This window comes from Actinomadura sp. B10D3, from assembly GCF_039871695.1.
GTDB lineage: Bacteria > Actinomycetota > Actinomycetes > Streptosporangiales > Streptosporangiaceae > Spirillospora > Spirillospora madurae.
Map to the genome: position 1 here is coordinate 1 of NZ_JBDPLY010000007.1, position 16,404 is coordinate 16,404.

A 16,404-nucleotide genomic window follows, 5' to 3' on the forward strand; every position below is an offset into this window, starting at 1 on the left:
ACGATCCCCCGGAGCCCCCTGTGCCTCCGCCATCCCCCACCCGCCCGCCCCCGGGCCTCTGCCCCTGTCCCCCGGGTGGTCGGGGGTTTCTGTCTCCGGTTACGTTGGGCCATCGGGTTCTCTCTTGGGAGTTTCCAGTGGAGCGGACGGTCGGGGATCGGCTTCGGCGGGCTCGGCGGCGGCGGTTCGTCGGGCGGGGCGGGGAGATCGAGCTGTTCCGGACGGCGCTCGCCGACGGGGACTTCTCCGTCCTGTTCCTGCACGGGCCCGGCGGGGTCGGCAAGAGCGCGCTGCTCGGGGAGATGGCGGAGGCCGCGCGGGAGGCCGGCGTCGTGCCCGTGACGGTGGACGCGCGGACACTGACACCCGAGCCCGCGGCGTTCCTGCGGGCCGTCGAGACGCCCCGGGAACGGCACGCGGTCCTCATCGACACCTACGAGCTGCTCGCTCCGCTGGACGACTGGGTGCGGGAGCGGTTCATCCCGGGACTGCCCGCCGACACCGTCGTCGTCATCGCCGGGCGTGACGCGCCGCCCGCCCGGTGGGTCGCCGACGCGGGATGGCACGAGCTGCTCCGGGTCGTGTCGCTGCGCAACCTCAGCCCCGACGACACCCGCTCCTACCTGCGGGTTGAGGGCGTCCCCGCCGAACTGCACGAGCGCGTCCTGCGGCTGGCGCACGGGCATCCGCTCACGCTCTCCCTGCTCGTCGACCTCATCCGGCGGGGGCAGGACGTGCCGGGCGCGCTGAGCGGCGTGCCGGACGTCGTGCGGGCGCTGCTCGGGCGGCTCGTCGAGGACGTGCCGGGAGCGCGGCACCGGGAGGCGCTGCAGATCTGCGCGCACGCCCGGTTCACCACCGAGGATCTGCTGCGGGAAATGCTGGGTGAGGACGCCGGGCCGCTGTTTCGATGGCTGCGGACGCTGTCGTTCGTCGAGGAGCGCGAGTTCGGGGCCTTCCCCCACGACGTCGTCCGCGACATCCTCGACGCCGACCTCCGCTGGCGCGATCCCGAAAGGTACGCGAAGCTGCATCGGGAGCTGCGGGCCCGTTTCGTCGAGCGTGCGCGGACGGTCCGGGAGGACGAGCGGGTCCGGCACCAGGCCGTCGCCGACATCATGTTCCTCAGCCGCCACCATCCGGTCGTCCTGGGCTACTGGCGGCTGGCCGGGCTCGGGCACGTGTCCGTCTCCAGGCTCCGGCAAGGGGACGTCGGAACCGTCGTCGCCATGACCCGGGAGCACCAGGGCGAGGAGCAGGCCGCGTACGCGGCGCGGTGGGCCGAGCGGCAGCCAGGGGCGTTCGGGGTGTTCCGGGACGAGGCGGGCGAAGCCTTCGGGTATGCCGCCTACCTGGCCCTGCACGAGGCCGCCGAGGAGGACCTCCAGGCCGACCCGGGGACCGCGGCGATGTGGGGCCACGTCCACCGGCACGCGCCGCCCCGGCCCGGAGAGGGCGTGCTGGCCTGGCGGTTCTTCGTGGACGCCGAGCCGGAGCAGCGGCCCTCCCGGTCGGAGACCATGATCAGGCTCTGGCACGGGCAGGAGATCATCACCCGCTCCGGCCAGGCCTGGGACCTCGTCACCGTCCTGTCCGAACGGGACTACTGGGACCCGCTGCTGTCCTTCTTCGACTTCCACCACGCGCCCGAGGCGTCCTACCGGGTGGGCGGGCGGCTCTACGACGTGTACGCGCACGACTGGCGTGTGCTCGGCGTCGACGACTGGCTCGCGCTCACCGCCGAACGGGAGCTCGGCGCGCCCGTCACCGCCGCCACGGTCGCCGCGCCCGAGCTCGTGCTGTCGCAGCAGGAGTTCGCCGGCGCCGTCCGCGGCGCGCTCCGCGACCTGCACCGCCCCGACCGGCTCCTCGGCAACCCGCTGGCCCGGTCCAGGCTCGTGCGGTCGGACGACGACCCCGCCGCGTCGCTGCGGAGGCTGATCGAAGAGGCCGCCGGGGTGCTGCGCGAGGACCCGCGCGAGGAGTCGCTGTACCGGGTCGTCGACCGCACGTTCCTGCGCCCGGCCGCCACCCAGGAACGGGCCGCCGAGATGCTCGGGCTGCCGTTCAGCACCTACCGGAGGCACCGCAACCGGGCCGTCGAGCGGATCGTCGCGGTCCTGTGGGACCGGGAGGTCTACGGAACCGGCCACCAGGTGGACAGCGACCGGCCTGGTGGGTGAACAGCGCGCCGCCGCATCGTCGCCTCATCGACCGACAACGGGAGGCACGAGATGCGGAGCATCGGAGAACACGCGGTGGTGCTCGGCGCCGGAATGGCGGGGCTGCTCGCGGCCCGCGTCCTGACCGGGGCCTACGAACGGGTCACCCTGGTGGAACGCGACCAGGGCGCGGCCGGAGCCTGCCGCAGGGGAGTACCGCAGGGCCGGCACGCCCACATCCTGCTGCCGCGCGGGCAGCAGGTCCTGGAGGACCTCCTGCCCGGGGTCGAGGCGGAGCTCATCGGCCGCGGCGCCGTCGTCGCCGACCCCGGCCTCGACCACCGCTTCACCCTCGGCGGGCACACCCTGTCCAGGCGTCCCGGCGTGGAGCGGGCGGTCCAGGCGAGCCGGCCGCTGCTGGAGGGCGTCGTCCGCGAGCGGGTCGAGGCGCTGCCCGGCGTCCGGGTCGCCGGAGGGCGCGATGTCGTCGGGCTGCTCACCGCGGCGCCCGGCCGCGTCACCGGAGTCCAGGTGATGCCGCGGACGCCCGGCGCCGCCGCCGAGGAGATCCGCGCCGACCTGGTCGTCGACGCGATGGGACGCGCCGGACGCGCCCGGCGGTGGCTGGAGCGGCTCGGCCACGGGCCCGTCCCGCGGGACGAGATCAAGGTCGGGGTCGCCTACGCCACCCGGCCCGTCCGGCTCCCGCTGGACACCGTCGCTCAGGGCAAGGCCGTCGTCGTCGGCCCGCGGCCCGGCCGGCCGCGCGGCATGGCGATGGTCGCCGTCGAAGGCGACCGGCACCTGCTCACCGTCGCCGGGCTGGACGGCCCGAACCGGCCGCCCACCGACGAGGAGGGCTTCCTGGACTTCGTGCGGACCCTCGCGCCGCCGGAGGTGTTCGAGGCGATCCGCGCCGCGGAACCGCTCGGCGGGATCGCCGCGCACCGGTACCCGTCCGACCTGCGCAACCGCTACGAACGCGTGCGGGGACTGCCCGCCGGCCTGCTCGTCATCGGGGACGCCCTGTGCAGCTTCAACCCCATCTATGCGCAGGGCATGACCGTGGCCTGCCTGGAGGCGCTGGTGCTGCGCAGCTGCCTGGAGGACGGGCCGCGCGGTCTGACCAGGCGGTACTTCCGGGCCGTCGCCAAGGCCCTGAACGACCCGTGGCGCATGGCCGTCGCCGCCGACCTGTCCATGCCGGAGGTCGAGGGGCGGCGCACCCCCGCGATCCGCGTCATGAACGCCTACGTCGACCGCGTCCAGGCGGCGGCCGCCCGTGACGCCGACATCGCCGAGCGGTTCTTCCGCGTCATCGGCCTGCTCGACCCGCCCCCGGCGCTGATGCGCCCGTCCGTCATGGCTCGGGCGCTGCGCCCGGCCGCCTAGCCTGGAGGCATGCGGAGTTCCCTCAACCCAGAGGTCGCAGGATCGATTCCTGCCCCGCTACTGGTCCTGGGTCTCCTTGGCCGCCGCTTTGCGGCTTCCCCGAGGGGACCCTTCGTTGCGGGGTGGGGCTTGGTCAGCTTGCGGTCGTCGGCGGGGCGACGATCTCGCGTTTGAGGATCTTGTTGGTGGGGCCCTTGGGGAGCTCGTCGAGGAACCAGATGTGGCGGGGGTACTTGTACGCCGCGACACGCTCGCGCACATAGGCCCGAAGCTCGCCGGCGCCGACCGCTCCGGGCCGGGTGAGGACCACGGCGGCCCCGATCTCTTCGCCGAGCTCGGCGTGGGGCACGCCGATGACCGCGCACTCGCCCACGGCGGGATGTTCGTAGAGCACTTCCTCGATCTCCCGCGGGTAGACGTTGTAGCCGCCGCGGATGATGAGTTCCTTCTTGCGGTCGACGATGTAGAAGAACCCGTCCTCGTCGACGCGGCCCAAGTCGCCCGTGCGGAACCAGCCGTCGGTGTCGAGCACCTCGGCGGTGGCCTCGGGACGGCGCCAGTAGCCCTTCATCACGTTGTGGCCGCGGACGGCGAGCTCGCCGACGGTCCCGGCCGGGACCTCGGTGCCCTTCTCATCGACGACGCGCATCTCGGTGCCCGCGATGGGGAGGCCGATACTGCCGGGTCGTTTCGCCTCGGGAAGGTTGAACGAGGCGATGGGCGAGGTCTCGGACAGGCCGTAGCCCTCCAGGAGCGCGCAGCCGAAGCCGCTTTCGAAGCCGCGGAGGATCTCGGCCGGCAGTGCGGCTCCGCCGGAGACGCACAACCGCAGGCGAGAGACGTCGAAGCGGTCGCGCTCGGGATGGTGGAGCAGCGCGTTGTACATGGTCGGAACACCCATGAACACCGTCGCGCGGTGCTCGTCGATGGTCTTGAGCACCAGGCCCGGCTCGAAACGGGAGACCAGGGACAGCAGGCCGCCGGAGGCCAGGAGCGCGTTGAGGCCGCAGGTCTGGCCGAAGGAATGGAACAGCGGGAGGGCGCCGAGCACCACGTCCTCGCCGGTCAGACCGAACAGGCGGGCGCCGGACTCGGCGTTGCGGGTTAGATTGGCGTGGGTGAGCTCGGCGCCCTTGGGCCGGCCGGTGGTGCCGGAGGTGTAGAGGATGACCGCGGTGTCCCGCGGCTCTCGGTCGGCCACGCCAAGGTACGGCGTCTGCTGGGCCGTCAGCGCTTCGAAGAATCCCGGAGCCACGAAGACGGTCGTGACGTCCAGACCGTCGGTGCCCGCCGTGACCTCCTCGCGGCAGGTGTGCCAGGCGAAGATCACCTTCACGCCGGGATCGGACAGGTGGTAGCGGATCTCACGGCCCTTGAGAAGCGGATTCATGGGCACCACGATCGCGCCGGCGCGGAGGGCACCGTAGTAGGCCACCGCGAAGGCGGGATGGTTGGGCACCATGACCGCGACCCTGTCCCCGGCCCCGATGCCGGCGGCGCGCAGCATCCCGGCCGCATGCGCGGTCAGGGCGTCGAGCTCCCCATAGGTGACCTCCTCATCGCCGAAGCGGAACGCGGCGCGGTCGGGACGGGCGGCCGCACTGCCGGCGAAAAGCCCGAACAGGTTGTGGTTCACGGTTCTCTCCAGGTTCGGATCGTGGGCCAGGTCTCAGCCGCGCAGGGCGGAGGCGAAGAGCGCCGGCAGCGCCCGCCAGCGCGGCCGCGCCGTGAAACCGGTCAGCAGCCTTCCGGTGGTCGCGGCGGTGCGGTTGGTGACGAACCACGGGGGCTTGGGGGAGATGGACCTCTCGCCGTGCAGGACTGATCGTGGCGAGGGACGGAACGGCCCGGTCACGACGGTGCGCTCGGTGTGGTCGAGAAGCAGGGCATTGTGGACGACGCCGACGCCGCTCTGCACGTCGTCCACGGTGTGCCCCGGGTAGGCGCCCCAGGTCGCGCGCGGGGTGAGGAAGCCGACACCGGTCCAGGCGTTCACCCCGATCGTCCCGTACCGGAGGTCGGCGATGGCCGCGCCGAGACGGTCCCCGAGCGCCCTGATGGTCCGGGGATGCACGATGACGTTGGCGCCCAGGGTGCCGCGCAGCCGGTCGTTGGCGGCCGCCACCGCGGCGTCGAGGAACCGCGCGCCGGTGCCGGGCAGCTCGGCGACTCCGAGGACGGGACCGAAGTACTCGGTGGAGAACGCCGATTCTCCCGGGTCCGCGAGGTCCAGCCCGGTGAGCAGGGTGCGTTCGGGCGTCCCGCCGACGGCGTCGGCCGCCGGGTGCAGGTCGCGGGCGGAGCGGACGCGTGCGCCGCACCCGGGATACCACGCCGGGCGGGCGGGTGCCTCCTTCAACGCCCGCCGGAGCGCGGCGAGGAAGGCGTCCTTCTGCGTCCAGTCGGCGCTGAGGATCACGATCTGCCCGGCGACGCAGTTGAAGCCGCTGTTGTGGAGGCGCTGGGTGGCCACGTGCTCGGCCTGGTAGCGCAGGTCCGCGGCGGACCAGTCCCCCGGCACGACGATGACCGGGCAGACCCCGCCGAGTTCGCTGGTCATCGGCTTGTCCAGCTTCGGGGTGCCGGCGGCCTTCGCGCCCGCCGCCTCCTCTCCGACGCCCCAGACGATGGCGTCATGGGTCGCCTCGCTGCCGGTCATGTGCACCGCCGTGATGCCCGGATGGTTCGCCAGCGCCGAACCGACCTCGGCGCCCCCGCTGACGATCTCGACGAGACCGCGGTCGATCAGCGGCTTGAAGGCGGCGCGGAAGACGTCGAGGAGCGGATCGGTGATGGGGTTCAGCTTGAGCGCGACGGTGCGGTTCCCGGCGTACAGCTGGTGGAGCACGTCGAGCGGGGCGATGGAGAAGATGTTGCCCGCGCCCAGGACCAGCGCCACCCCGTTGGTCTCGTGCGGCGTTCGCTGCCCGAGTCCCGCGCCGTCGTGGAGTTGCTCCTCGGTGGTGCCCGGCGTCGTCCAGACCTCGGCGCGGAAGCCGTTCAGCAGCAGCCTGTCGAAGGTGTTGTGGGGCAGAACCCGGACGGCGAGCCGGTCGCCGGGGACCTGCCTGACGTCGTGGCCGGTGAGGACCGGCGCGCCCTCGACCAGGCGTCCGAGGGTGTCCCGCAGTGCCCGGGCGTAGCCGATCACGGCGTAGGGGCCACTGATCCACTCTTCGCCCACCAGCGGAGACGCCGGATCCAGCTGCTTGATACGCGCCGCGACGCGGACCCATTCCGCCGCGTGCGCGTCGACGGCCTCGATCACCTGGAGGAGGAGGTCGCGGCGCCCGGAGACGGGCAAGGCGGCCCAGGCCTCCTCGCCCGCGACGAGGCGCTCGACGAGCGCGTCGAGATCGAGGTGGGCGTCGGCCGGTTCGGTCAGCCTCATGATCAGATCCTCGGGGTCGCACGGCGGTCGGACATGGACGGGCGGCGGCGGATCGCCGGCCCTCCGGGTTCAGGAGAGCCCGGTCAGAACCTCGGCGGCGGCGCGGCGGCCCGAGCGGACCGCGCCGTCCATGTAGCCGTTCCAGATGTCGGACGTCTCCGCGCCCGCCCAGTGGATGCGGCCGACCGGTGGGGCGAGGGCCCTGCCGTACTGGGTCCAGGCGCCGGCGCCGAGGTGTCCGCCGTAGCAGCCGCGGGTGAACTCCTCAGCGCTCCAGTCCTGCTCCACGATGTCGAACGGGCGGGCGGCCCTGTCGCCGAAGTACTTCACCAGGTCGGCGACGACCAGCTCGCGCCGCTCCTCCGCGGTCAGCCGGTGGGCCGCGCGGGCGTGGGCGCCCTCGAGGAAGCCGACCAGGACGCCGCAGGACGCGTCGGGCGGGGAGTTGTCCAGGACGACGTTGAGGCGGTCGTCGAGGCTGAGCACGAAGCCGTTGAGGCCCTCCTCACGCCAGAACGGCGTGTCGTAGCCGACCTGGAACTTGATCACCGAACCGGCCGGCATCTGCTGGGTCAGGCCGTCGCGCAGCGCCGGCATCGCCGGGGTGTAGCGGATCCGGCCCGCGAGCGTCTGCGGAACCGCGACGATCACGCGTTGCGCGGTGACCTCGCCGCCCTCGTAGGCGACGACCGCTCCCGCCTCGTCCTGGGAGATGGACCGGACCACCGCGCCGAGCCTGACCCGGTCACCGAGTTCCTCGGCCATCCGCTCCGAGATCAGGTGGGTTCCGCCGACCACCCGGGTCTCCTGGGCGCCGCCCGTGGTGGCGACCAGGGTCTCCAGGCTGGTGCCCGACTTGACGTAGAAGAGGAAGTGCAGAAGTGAGAGCTCCGGGGACTCCGCGGAGAAGAGCGCGGGCACCAGCAAGCGGAAGAAGCGCAGGGCCACCGTGTCATCGGTGTTGGCGACCAGCCACTGGTCGAGGGTGTGGCGATCGAGGTCCTCGGCGCCCTCGGTCTCCCACGGCGCGCCGGTGGTGACCGTGGAAGCGAGGCCCTCGACCAGCTCCCAGAGCCGGCCGACCTCCAGCGCGGAGTCCAGGGGGAGACCGAAGGTCTCGTCGGAATACCGCGCCGTCTTTCCGTCGTAGACGGTGAGGGCGTCGCCCTCGTCGTAGCTCGGGAAGGTCTCCAGGCCGAGCTCTTCGATGAGTCCGAGGACCGCCTCCTGGGTCGGGCCGACCCACTGGCCGCCCATCTCCACCGGCACACCGTTGCTCAGGAAGCCGCCGAGGGTGCGGCCCGCGGCCCGGTCGCGGGCCTCCAGGACGGTCACGGTCCGGCCGGCGGCCACCAGCGCGCGGGCCGCGCTGAGGCCGGCGAGGCCGGCCCCTACCACCACTGCATCGACGTCATGCATCCCGTCCTCCCAAGTAATACAGTCGTATGACTTGGTGGGAGGTTAGGCGTCCAGGGTTCGCGGTGGCAAGGGTCTGGGGGATGAAGTTGTGCAGGTGACCGGATCGTCTCCGGCTGCGAACGGCCCTCAGGCGTCGTCGGCGGCGCGTGCCCGGATGGCCGGTCGAACCCGGGCGAGGGCGATGAGCATGTCGATGACGGTGTCCAGGTCCTCGCGCGACCGGGCCGGGTTGGGGTCGCAGACGTGCTGGAGGATGAGCCCGTCGACACTGGCGACCAGCACCCTCGCCAGCCGGGCGAAGGGAACCGCGCAGACCTCGCCGGCATTGCTGGCGGCCTCCTGGCACCACTGGGCCACGATGCCCGCATAGCGTTCGTACTGCCAGCGCGCCAGGTATTCCTGGCGCGGGGTGCGCCGGGCATAGGTGGTCAGCTCGTACTGCATGAGCTGCAGATCGGTCTGCTCGGCCACGAGCCGGGACCAGAAGCCGGTGAGTCCCTGGCGGATCGCGTGCTCCAGGCCGTCCTCGACCTGAACCGAGTCCTGGAGCACCCCCGCGATCTCGTCGACCACGTCCTCGATGACGGCCCGCAGCAGGAGCTCCTTGGAGGGGAAGACGTACTGCAGCGTCCCGAGCGAGACCCCTCCCTCCGCCGCGACCGCCCGCAGGGAGGTGCGGGCCACGCCCTCCCGGGACAGCACGCTCCGAGCCGCCGCCACGAGCTGCTTGCGGCGAACCGAGGATTCGATGTACGGCATTGCTCTCCAGTTCGGTCGGATGACCGAAATTATCTCACACCGTCTTGTCAACGGGCCGTCCGTCTGCTTAGGGTCCGTCTATGTCAGTTGACTGACTTGAAACAAGGGCACCTCCTCTCCCCGGCGCCGCATCCTGCGGCGACGACGAGCGCCCGCGGCTCGCCGGACGCCGACCCCCACCCGCGAACGAACGCGACCCCCAGCTCTGCGAAAGATGGGCGAACAAGTGCATCCATCCGTGAAGAAGATGTTGATGAGAAAAAGGCTGGTGCCGGTTCTGGCGCTCCTCCTCGCCTTGGGGGTCGCCGTCGGTGTGGGCTTCTCGATCGTGGAGCAGCCCCGCCGCCCCGGGGGGACCGGGAATGCTGACACGGTCTTCGTGAACGGCCGGATCTTCACCGCGGACACCTTCTCTCGCACCGTCGAGGCCGTGGCCATAGACGACGGGAAGTTCGTCGCCGTCGGATCGAACGAGGAGGTGCGCCGGAAGATCGGTTCCAAGACGACCGTCCACGATCTCGAGGGCCGCATGGCGATGCCCGGCATCACCGACATGCACGTCCATCCGATCAGGGGCGGGCTCGCGGAGCTGACCTACTGCAAGTTCTCGGACCAGCTCGAGCTCCCCCGCGCGCTCGACGCCGTCCGTACGTGCGTGGCGGGCAAGAAGCCGGGTGAATGGATCGAGGGCGCCCAGTGGGACACGAGCCTCGCGTCGTCACTCGACAAGGCGGCGCTCGACGAGATCGCGCCCAAGAATCCCGTGTACCTGCATGACAACACCAACCACGTCATCTGGGTGAACTCGGCCGCCCTGGCCGCTGCCGGGATCGACAAGTCCACGCCCGATCCCCCGAACGGCAAGATCCTTCGCGATCGGAAGACCGGTGAGCCGACGGGCGTCCTGCTGGAATCGGCCATAGCCATGGTTCACAAGGTCAAACCGAAACCGGAAAGCGGCGACATCGAGCACGCGGCCAAGTGGATCTTCCAGAAGCTGAACGCCTACGGGGTCACCAGCATCCAGACCGGTAACGCCGAGGCCACGCACCTGGCGGCTCTTCGCAAGCTCGAAGGCAAGGGCGACCTGTCGGTGCGCGTGAAGGCGAACTGGGATTTCAACACGCCGCTGGCCCCGGTCGAGCCGGAGAAGATGCTCGAGCGCTTCGACACCCGCGACGAGCGCGGCCCGGTCAGCGCCCTGATCAACCCCGACGGCGGGAAGATCTACGCCGACGGCATCCCCATCGGAGCCCAGTCGCCTTACCTGGAGCCGTACGTCCACGAGCCGACGCACGGGCATGCCGCGATCGACAAGACCAGCCTCAACGCCGCCGTGAAGAAGATGGACGAGCTCGGCCTGTCCGTCATGATCCATGCCATGGGCGACGCCGCGGTGCGCATGTCACTCGACGCCTTCGAGGCCGCCAGGCGGGCCAACGGCGACGGCGGGAAGCGGCATGTCATCGCGCACACCTTCAGCGTCGACCCGGCGGACAGAGGGCGCGCGCACAAGCTGAACGTCGCCTTCGAGAACTCTCCGCCGATCGTCATGTTCCCCAATGACCTCACGGTGGTCGTCGCGGACCAGCTCGGCCGCAAGAGGACGAGGGAGATCGCGCCGATCCGCTCGCTCCTGGACGCGGGCGAGAGCGTCGGCTACGGCAGCGACTGGGACAACATCCCCGAACCCGATCCCTGGCTCGCGCTGCAGGCCATGATCACTCGGCGGAACCCGGCGAGCCCGCAGAGCGGTGTCCTCGCGCGCTCCGAAGCCGTCGACCTGATCACCGGTCTGGAGATCCTGACCTACAACGGGGCCCACGGCCTCGGTCTGGAGAAGAGCACCGGATCCATCGCGGTCGGCAAGGACGCCGATCTCATCGCCCTCGACCGGGATCTGACGAAGACGCCCGTGAACGACATTCACAAGACCAAGGTGCTGAGGACGATCCTGCGAGGTAAGACGGTCTTCGCCCGGGAGTGACCACTGGGTGCGAGGCCGTCGCCCACTGGTCGTAGCCTGGTGGGCATGCGGAGTTCCCTGGCCGGGCTGGTCGACGTCTGTTGCGTGCTCGTCTTCGTGGCGATCGGGCGGGCGTCGCATGGCGAGGCCGCCGGCCTGGCCGGGTTCGCCGGTACCGCCTGGCCGTTCCTCTGCGGCCTCGCCGCCGGATGGGGCGCCTGGCGGGTCTGGCGGCGCCCGGAGGCGCTCGTGCCCACCGGGGTCGGTGTCTGGGTGACGACCGTGGCCGTGGGGATGGTGCTGCGCGTCCTCTCCGGGCAGGGGACCGCCACCGCGTTCGTAATCGTGGCCTCGGTGTTCCTGGGGCTGGCGCTGGTCGGGTGGCGGCTCCTCCGGACGGTCGCGGTACGGGGCGGCGCGCCCGCCGAATGACCGCCCGGTCCGTTCGATGATCGAAACGGTTGACGGAAACGCGCCGCACTGGTGAAGTTACCCGCGAGTCACGTGGGTGACCGGGACCAACGCCGAAGGGGAGACGATGGCATCTGCGCTGCGCGGATGGCTGGACAAGCCGAACACGGCACGCGGCGTCCACCTGGCGGCCGACGACGGCGGCTGGGACTACCGCGACTACGGCGAGCTGGCCTCCGCCGCGCGACGCACCGCCGGGGCGCTGATCGAGGAGGGCGTCCGGCCGGGCGACGTGGTGTGCCTGGTGCTGCCCACGGACTTCACCTGCATCGAGACCTACTTCGCCGTCTGGGCCGCGGGCGCGACCGTGTGCTTGATCACACCGCCGCTGTTCCAGGACGGGGACGACTACGTCGCGCACGTCGCGGCGATCCTGCGGCAGGCGTCCCCGGCGCTGGTCGTGGCGTCCGAGGGCCTGGCCGAGTACGCGGGCCGGGCCATGGCCCAGGCGGGGCTGGACGGCGAGCCGTGGCGGCCCCGCCAGGCGGCCGAGGAGGCCGAGGTGCAGCCCGCCGGCGAGCTGGCGCTGCTCCAGTTCACGTCCGGGTCCAGCGGCGCGCCGCGCGGCGTCATGGTCACCTGGGCGAACCTGGAGGCCAACAGCGACCTGATCGGGCGGATGGCCGGGTACGAGGACGGCGACGTCGTGGCGTCCTGGCTGCCGCTCTACCACGACATGGGGCTGATCGGCTGCTTCCTCACCCCGATCACCCGGCAGGGCACGCTCAAGCTGATGCGGCCCGACCACTTCATCCGCGATCCCGCACGGTGGATCCGCTGCTTCGCGGAGGCCGCGCACACGGCCGCGCCGCCGTTCGCCTACGCGTACTGCGCGCGGCGGGTCAAGCCGGAGCAGCTGCAGGGCCTCGACCTGTCCGGCTGGAAGATGGCGCTGATCGGCGCCGAGCCCATCGACCCGCACGCCCTGGAGGTGTTCGCGCAGCTCACCGAGCCGTTCGGGTTCTCCCGGACGATGTTCAAGCCCGCCTACGGCATGGCGGAGACCACGCTGCTCGTCACCATGGACAGCGCGCAGCGCGAGCCGCTGGCCGTCCGCCCCGACCCGGAGACGCTGTCGTTCGGGGAGCCGGTCCGGATCCTGGAAGAGCACCCGCTCGGGCCCCGGTTGCTCGGCGCCAAGGCCGGCTGGATCGTCGGATGCGGGACGCCCGAGGACGACGTGCCCGTGACGATCGTGGACGACGACGGCGACGAGCTCGCCGACGGGCTGCTCGGCGAGATCGTGGTGGGCGGCCCCTCCGCCTGCCCCGGCTACTTCGCGGGCGCCGAGGCCAAGTCGACGCGGTTCATGGACGGGAAGGTCTACACCGGCGACGCCGGCTTCTTCCACGAGGGCCAGCTGTTCGTCCTCGGCCGGATGGGCGACAGCATCAAGGTGCGCGGCCGCTCGGTGTACGTCGAGGACCTCGAATCCAAGATCGCCGAGGTGAGCGGGCTGGGGAAGGGCCGGATCGTCGTCGTCGGCGTCCCCGGCGCCGGGCAGAAGGGCCTCGCCCTGTTCGCCGAGACGCAGGACGAGTCGTGGGTCCCCGCCGTCCGCGAGACCCTGCGCCGCCGCGTCGGCGACGACGTCGAGCTGACGATCGTCGTCGGCACGGGCCTGATCCAGCGGACGTCCAGCGGCAAGCCCCGCCGCCGCTACATGTGGGAGCGCCTCCAGGCGGGCCACATGGACGGCGCACGCGTCGTCGGCTGAGCATCGCACCGGCTTGATTGCTAAAGCCAGTGATAACAGGACAACATGGCGTTGACGCTGCGAGAGGTCGACGATGCCTGTTGCCAATACGCTCCTTCGCCTGGGCGCCCGCCTGGGCTCCACAGCCCAGAACGCCTTGGAGGTCGCCCGGTTCGGGGGCTTCGACACCGAGGAGGACGCCTCCCCGTGCGAGGTGGTGACCGAGCAGCGGGTGTACCGGCTGCGGCACTACTTCCCGGACGCGCCGTCCGGCGACGAGCCCGTGATGCTGCTCGTCCCGCCGCTGATGATCACCGCGGAGGTGTACGACATCTCCTCGAGGGTCAGCGCGGTGAAGGTGTTGCGCGACCGCGGCGTCGACCCGTGGGTGGTGGACTTCGGCGCGCCCGAGCGCGAGCCCGGCGGGCTGGAGCGCACCGTCACCGACCACGTCCTCGCCGTCGGCGACGCGGTCGACCGGATCCGCAAGGCCACCGGCAAGGACGTCCACCTCGCCGGATACTCCCAGGGCGGCATGTTCGTCTACCAGGCCGCCGCGTACCGGCGCAGCGAGGGCGTCGCGTCGGTGGTGACGTTCGGCAGCCCGGCCGACACGAGCGTCGGCCTGCCGTTCGGGCTGCCCGGCTGGCTCGCGTCCGAGGGCGTCGAGCGCGTCCCCGACTGGCTGCTCGGCGGGTTCGCCGTGCCGGGCTGGGTGACGCGGCTCGGGTTCCAGCTGCTCAGCCCGGTCAAGTCGGTCCGCTCCCGGGTCGACTTCATCCTCCAGCTGCACGACCGGGAGCGGCTCGCGCAGCGCGAGCGGCAGCGGCGGTTCCTGGAGCGGGAGGGCTGGGTGTCGTGGCCCGGCCCCGCGCTCGCCGAGTTCATCCGCCAGTTCGTCCAGCACAACCGGATGCTGACCGGCGGCTTCGTCATCGGCGACCGGCTCGTCACGCTCGCCGACATCACCTGCCCCGTCCTGACGTTCGTCGGCGAGGTCGACGAGATCGCGCCGCCGCCGATGGTGCGCGGCATCCGGCGGGCCGCGCCGCGCGCCCAGGTGTACGAGGCGTCCCTGCGCGCCGGGCACTTCGGGCTCGTCGTCGGCGGCCTCGCGATCGCGCGGACCTGGCCCGCCGTCGCCGGGTGGGCGCGCTGGCGCGAGGGCGGGGACGACCTGCCGGAGATCGTCGCGCCCGTCACCGGGGACGAGGAGGCCGAACCGGCCGGCCTGCCCGGCGGGCCTGCCGGGTACGCGCTCCAGCTCGCGACCGGCGTCGGGACGAGCGCCGCCCGGTCGGCCTACCGGACCGCGTCCCGGGCGGTGCACGGGACGCGGCAGCTCTCGGGGGAGGCCGCGCAGAACCTGCCGCGGCTCGCCCGGCTCGAACGCATCCAGTCCGACACCCGCATGTCCATGGGACTGCTGCTGGACGAGCAGGCCGCCCGCAGGCCGGGCGAGGTGTTCTTCCTCTACCGGGGGCGGCCGTACACGCACGAGGCCGCCAAGCGCCGCATCGACGCCGTCGTCCGCGGGCTGATCCACATCGGGGTGCGGCGCGGCGACCAGGTCGGCGTGCTGATGGGCACCCGGCCCACCGCGCTCGCGCTGGTCGCCGCGCTCAGCCGGCTCGGCGCGGTCGCGGTGCTGCTGCGCCCCGACGGCGACCCGGCGGCCGAGGCGCGCCTCGGCCGCGTCACCCGGGTGATCGCCGACCCCGAGCACGCCGCGCGGGCCGCCGCCCTGGACGGCGTCCAGGCGTACCTGCTCGGTGGCGCCGGGCGCGGCGACCGCGGCCCGCTGACGGACATGGAGGTCATCGACCCGGGGCAGGTCGCGCTGCCCGGCTGGTACCGGCCGAACCCCGGACGGGCCGGCGACCTGGCGTTCGTGGTGTTCCGGGGCGACGGCGAGCAGCTGCGGGCCAACCGGATCACCAACCGGCGGTGGGCGCTGTCGGCGTTCGGGACCGCGTCGTCGGCGGCGCTGTCGCCGTCCGACACCGTCTACAGCATCACGCCGCTCCAGCACCCGTCCGCGCTGCTGATGAGCCTCGGCGGCGCCGTCGCGGGCGGCGCCCGGCTCGCGCTCGCCAGCTCCTACGATCCGGAGACGTTCTGGGACGAGGCGCGCCGCTACGGCGTGACCGTCGCGTCCTACACCTGGACCTCGCTCGGCGACCTCGTGAACGCGCCGCCGAACCCGGCGGAGCGGCACCACGCCGTCCGGCTGTTCATCGGCTCCGGCATGCCGCGCAATCTCTGGCGGCGCGTGGAGGAGCGGTTCGCCCCGGCGCGCGTGCTGGAGTTCTACGCCTCGACCGAGGGCGAGTCCGTCCTGGTCAACCTGAGCGGCAAGAAGCCCGGCTCGCTGGGGCGCCCGCTGCCGGGCAGCGCCGAGGTGCGGCCGGCCCGCTACGACCTGGAGAGCGGCCGACTCGCCGAGGGGCCGGACGGGTTCGCGGTCGAGTGCGAGCCCGGCGAGATCGGCATGCTGCTCGCCCGCGTCCGGCTCGCCGCCATCGGCTCGGCGGCGCGGCCCGTGCGGGGCGTCTTCCGGCCCGAGGACGCCTGGACGATCACCGGGGACCTGTTCCGCCGGGACGCCGACGGCGACTACTGGCTGGTCGGCCGGGAGACGGAGCTGATCCGCACCGCCGACGGGATCGTCCCGCCCGGCCCGATCCGGGACGCGCTCGGCGACATCCCCTGCATCGGCACCGTCGCGGTCTACGGCATCCCGGTCGGGGACACGGAGCTGGCCGCGGCGGCCGTCAGCCTGCGGGACCCGGCCGAGCTGAAGCCGCTCGACCTGTCCGAGGCGCTGCTGCGGGTGGAGCCGGCGCTGCGACCCGCGATCGTCCGGGTCGTGGACGAGGTGCCGGTCACGGCGGGACGGCGGTTGCGGACGGCGCCGCTGCGCGACGAGGGCGTCCCGCCCGCGGGCGACGGGCGCGCCTACTACCGGGACAGGGCGGGCGCGTACCGGCCGCTGAGCGAGGCGGCCCGGCGGCGGCTCCTCAAGGCGCCGCCCGCCCGGGAGGCCCGCTGACGCCCGGATCACGTGCCGTAAGCCTGGACTTACGACCGTCCGCTACGTTAGAACAAAGCGACAGAATTTGCGTTTTTGTTGCACGCGTTCGGAGGG

At 72.3% G+C, this 16,404-nt stretch carries 10 protein-coding genes; 6 read left to right on the forward strand and 4 right to left on the reverse strand.

Going from position 1 to position 16,404, the window contains the following annotated elements; translation table 11 throughout:
* Window positions 1-137: 137 nt before the first annotated feature.
* Together ABGB11_RS13530 and ABGB11_RS13535 are read left to right on the forward strand one after the other, a co-directional pair.
* A complete protein-coding gene (locus ABGB11_RS13530) occupies window positions 138-2,183 on the forward strand; it encodes an AAA family ATPase (protein ID WP_347632447.1) in 2,046 nt (681 codons plus the stop codon).
* A gap of 51 nt (window positions 2,184-2,234) precedes the next feature.
* Window positions 2,235-3,554, forward strand: coding sequence for an FAD-dependent monooxygenase (locus tag ABGB11_RS13535; protein WP_347632449.1), 1,320 nt, complete (start codon window positions 2,235-2,237; stop codon window positions 3,552-3,554).
* 133 nt (window positions 3,555-3,687) lie between these two features.
* Here ABGB11_RS13535 and ABGB11_RS13540 read toward each other — a convergent pair whose 3' ends face one another.
* The 4 genes from ABGB11_RS13540 to ABGB11_RS13555 all read right to left on the reverse strand — a co-directional run bounded on the left by ABGB11_RS13540 (window position 3,688) and on the right by ABGB11_RS13555 (window position 9,123).
* A complete protein-coding gene (locus tag ABGB11_RS13540) occupies window positions 3,688-5,190 on the reverse strand; it encodes a long-chain fatty acid--CoA ligase (RefSeq protein WP_347632450.1) in 1,503 nt (500 codons plus the stop codon).
* A 33-nt stretch (window positions 5,191-5,223) separates the two neighbouring features.
* On the reverse strand, window positions 5,224-6,945 hold the full coding sequence (locus ABGB11_RS13545) for an aldehyde dehydrogenase family protein (RefSeq protein ID WP_347632452.1): 1,722 nt from the start codon (window positions 6,943-6,945) through the stop codon (window positions 5,224-5,226).
* A 69-nt stretch (window positions 6,946-7,014) separates the two neighbouring features.
* Complete coding sequence (locus ABGB11_RS13550; RefSeq protein ID WP_347632454.1) at window positions 7,015-8,364, reverse strand: flavin monoamine oxidase family protein; 1,350 nt, start codon at window positions 8,362-8,364, stop codon at window positions 7,015-7,017.
* A gap of 126 nt (window positions 8,365-8,490) precedes the next feature.
* Complete coding sequence (locus ABGB11_RS13555) at window positions 8,491-9,123, reverse strand: TetR/AcrR family transcriptional regulator (protein ID WP_347632456.1); 633 nt, start codon at window positions 9,121-9,123, stop codon at window positions 8,491-8,493.
* Between the two features lie 253 nt (window positions 9,124-9,376).
* Between ABGB11_RS13555 and ABGB11_RS13560 the strand changes: the two genes are divergently transcribed.
* The 4 genes from ABGB11_RS13560 to ABGB11_RS13575 all read left to right on the forward strand — a co-directional run bounded on the left by ABGB11_RS13560 (window position 9,377) and on the right by ABGB11_RS13575 (window position 16,308).
* Window positions 9,377-11,110: an amidohydrolase gene (locus tag ABGB11_RS13560; protein ID WP_347632458.1), complete on the forward strand. Its 1,734-nt coding sequence runs from the start codon at window positions 9,377-9,379 to the stop codon at window positions 11,108-11,110.
* A gap of 45 nt (window positions 11,111-11,155) precedes the next feature.
* Window positions 11,156-11,521 carry a DUF3054 domain-containing protein gene (locus ABGB11_RS13565; protein ID WP_347632459.1) on the forward strand — a complete coding sequence of 122 codons (366 nt, stop codon included), beginning with the start codon at window positions 11,156-11,158 and terminating at the stop codon, window positions 11,519-11,521.
* 106 nt (window positions 11,522-11,627) lie between these two features.
* The gene (locus tag ABGB11_RS13570) at window positions 11,628-13,277 is read left to right on the forward strand and encodes an AMP-binding protein (RefSeq protein WP_347632461.1); all 1,650 of its coding nucleotides are present in this window, start codon (window positions 11,628-11,630) and stop codon (window positions 13,275-13,277) included.
* A 73-nt stretch (window positions 13,278-13,350) separates the two neighbouring features.
* Complete coding sequence (locus ABGB11_RS13575) at window positions 13,351-16,308, forward strand: AMP-binding protein (RefSeq protein WP_347632463.1); 2,958 nt, start codon at window positions 13,351-13,353, stop codon at window positions 16,306-16,308.
* The last annotated feature ends 96 nt before the right edge of the window (window positions 16,309-16,404 follow it).

Bases quoted from the DNA above. Each gene is read 5' to 3' on its own strand.
- ABGB11_RS13550 (WP_347632454.1), bottom strand. From the start codon at position 8,364: ATGCATGACGTCGATGCAGTGGTGGTAGGGGCCGGCCTCGCCGGCCTC.
- ABGB11_RS13565 (WP_347632459.1), top strand. From the start codon at position 11,156: ATGCGGAGTTCCCTGGCCGGGCTGGTCGACGTCTGTTGCGTGCTCGTC.
- ABGB11_RS13570 (WP_347632461.1), top strand. From the start codon at position 11,628: ATGGCATCTGCGCTGCGCGGATGGCTGGACAAGCCGAACACGGCACGC.
- ABGB11_RS13575 (WP_347632463.1), top strand. From the start codon at position 13,351: ATGCCTGTTGCCAATACGCTCCTTCGCCTGGGCGCCCGCCTGGGCTCC.
- ABGB11_RS13545 (WP_347632452.1), bottom strand. From the start codon at position 6,945: ATGAGGCTGACCGAACCGGCCGACGCCCACCTCGATCTCGACGCGCTC.
- ABGB11_RS13535 (WP_347632449.1), top strand. From the start codon at position 2,235: ATGCGGAGCATCGGAGAACACGCGGTGGTGCTCGGCGCCGGAATGGCG.
- ABGB11_RS13555 (WP_347632456.1), bottom strand. From the start codon at position 9,123: ATGCCGTACATCGAATCCTCGGTTCGCCGCAAGCAGCTCGTGGCGGCG.
- ABGB11_RS13560 (WP_347632458.1), top strand. From the start codon at position 9,377: ATGAGAAAAAGGCTGGTGCCGGTTCTGGCGCTCCTCCTCGCCTTGGGG.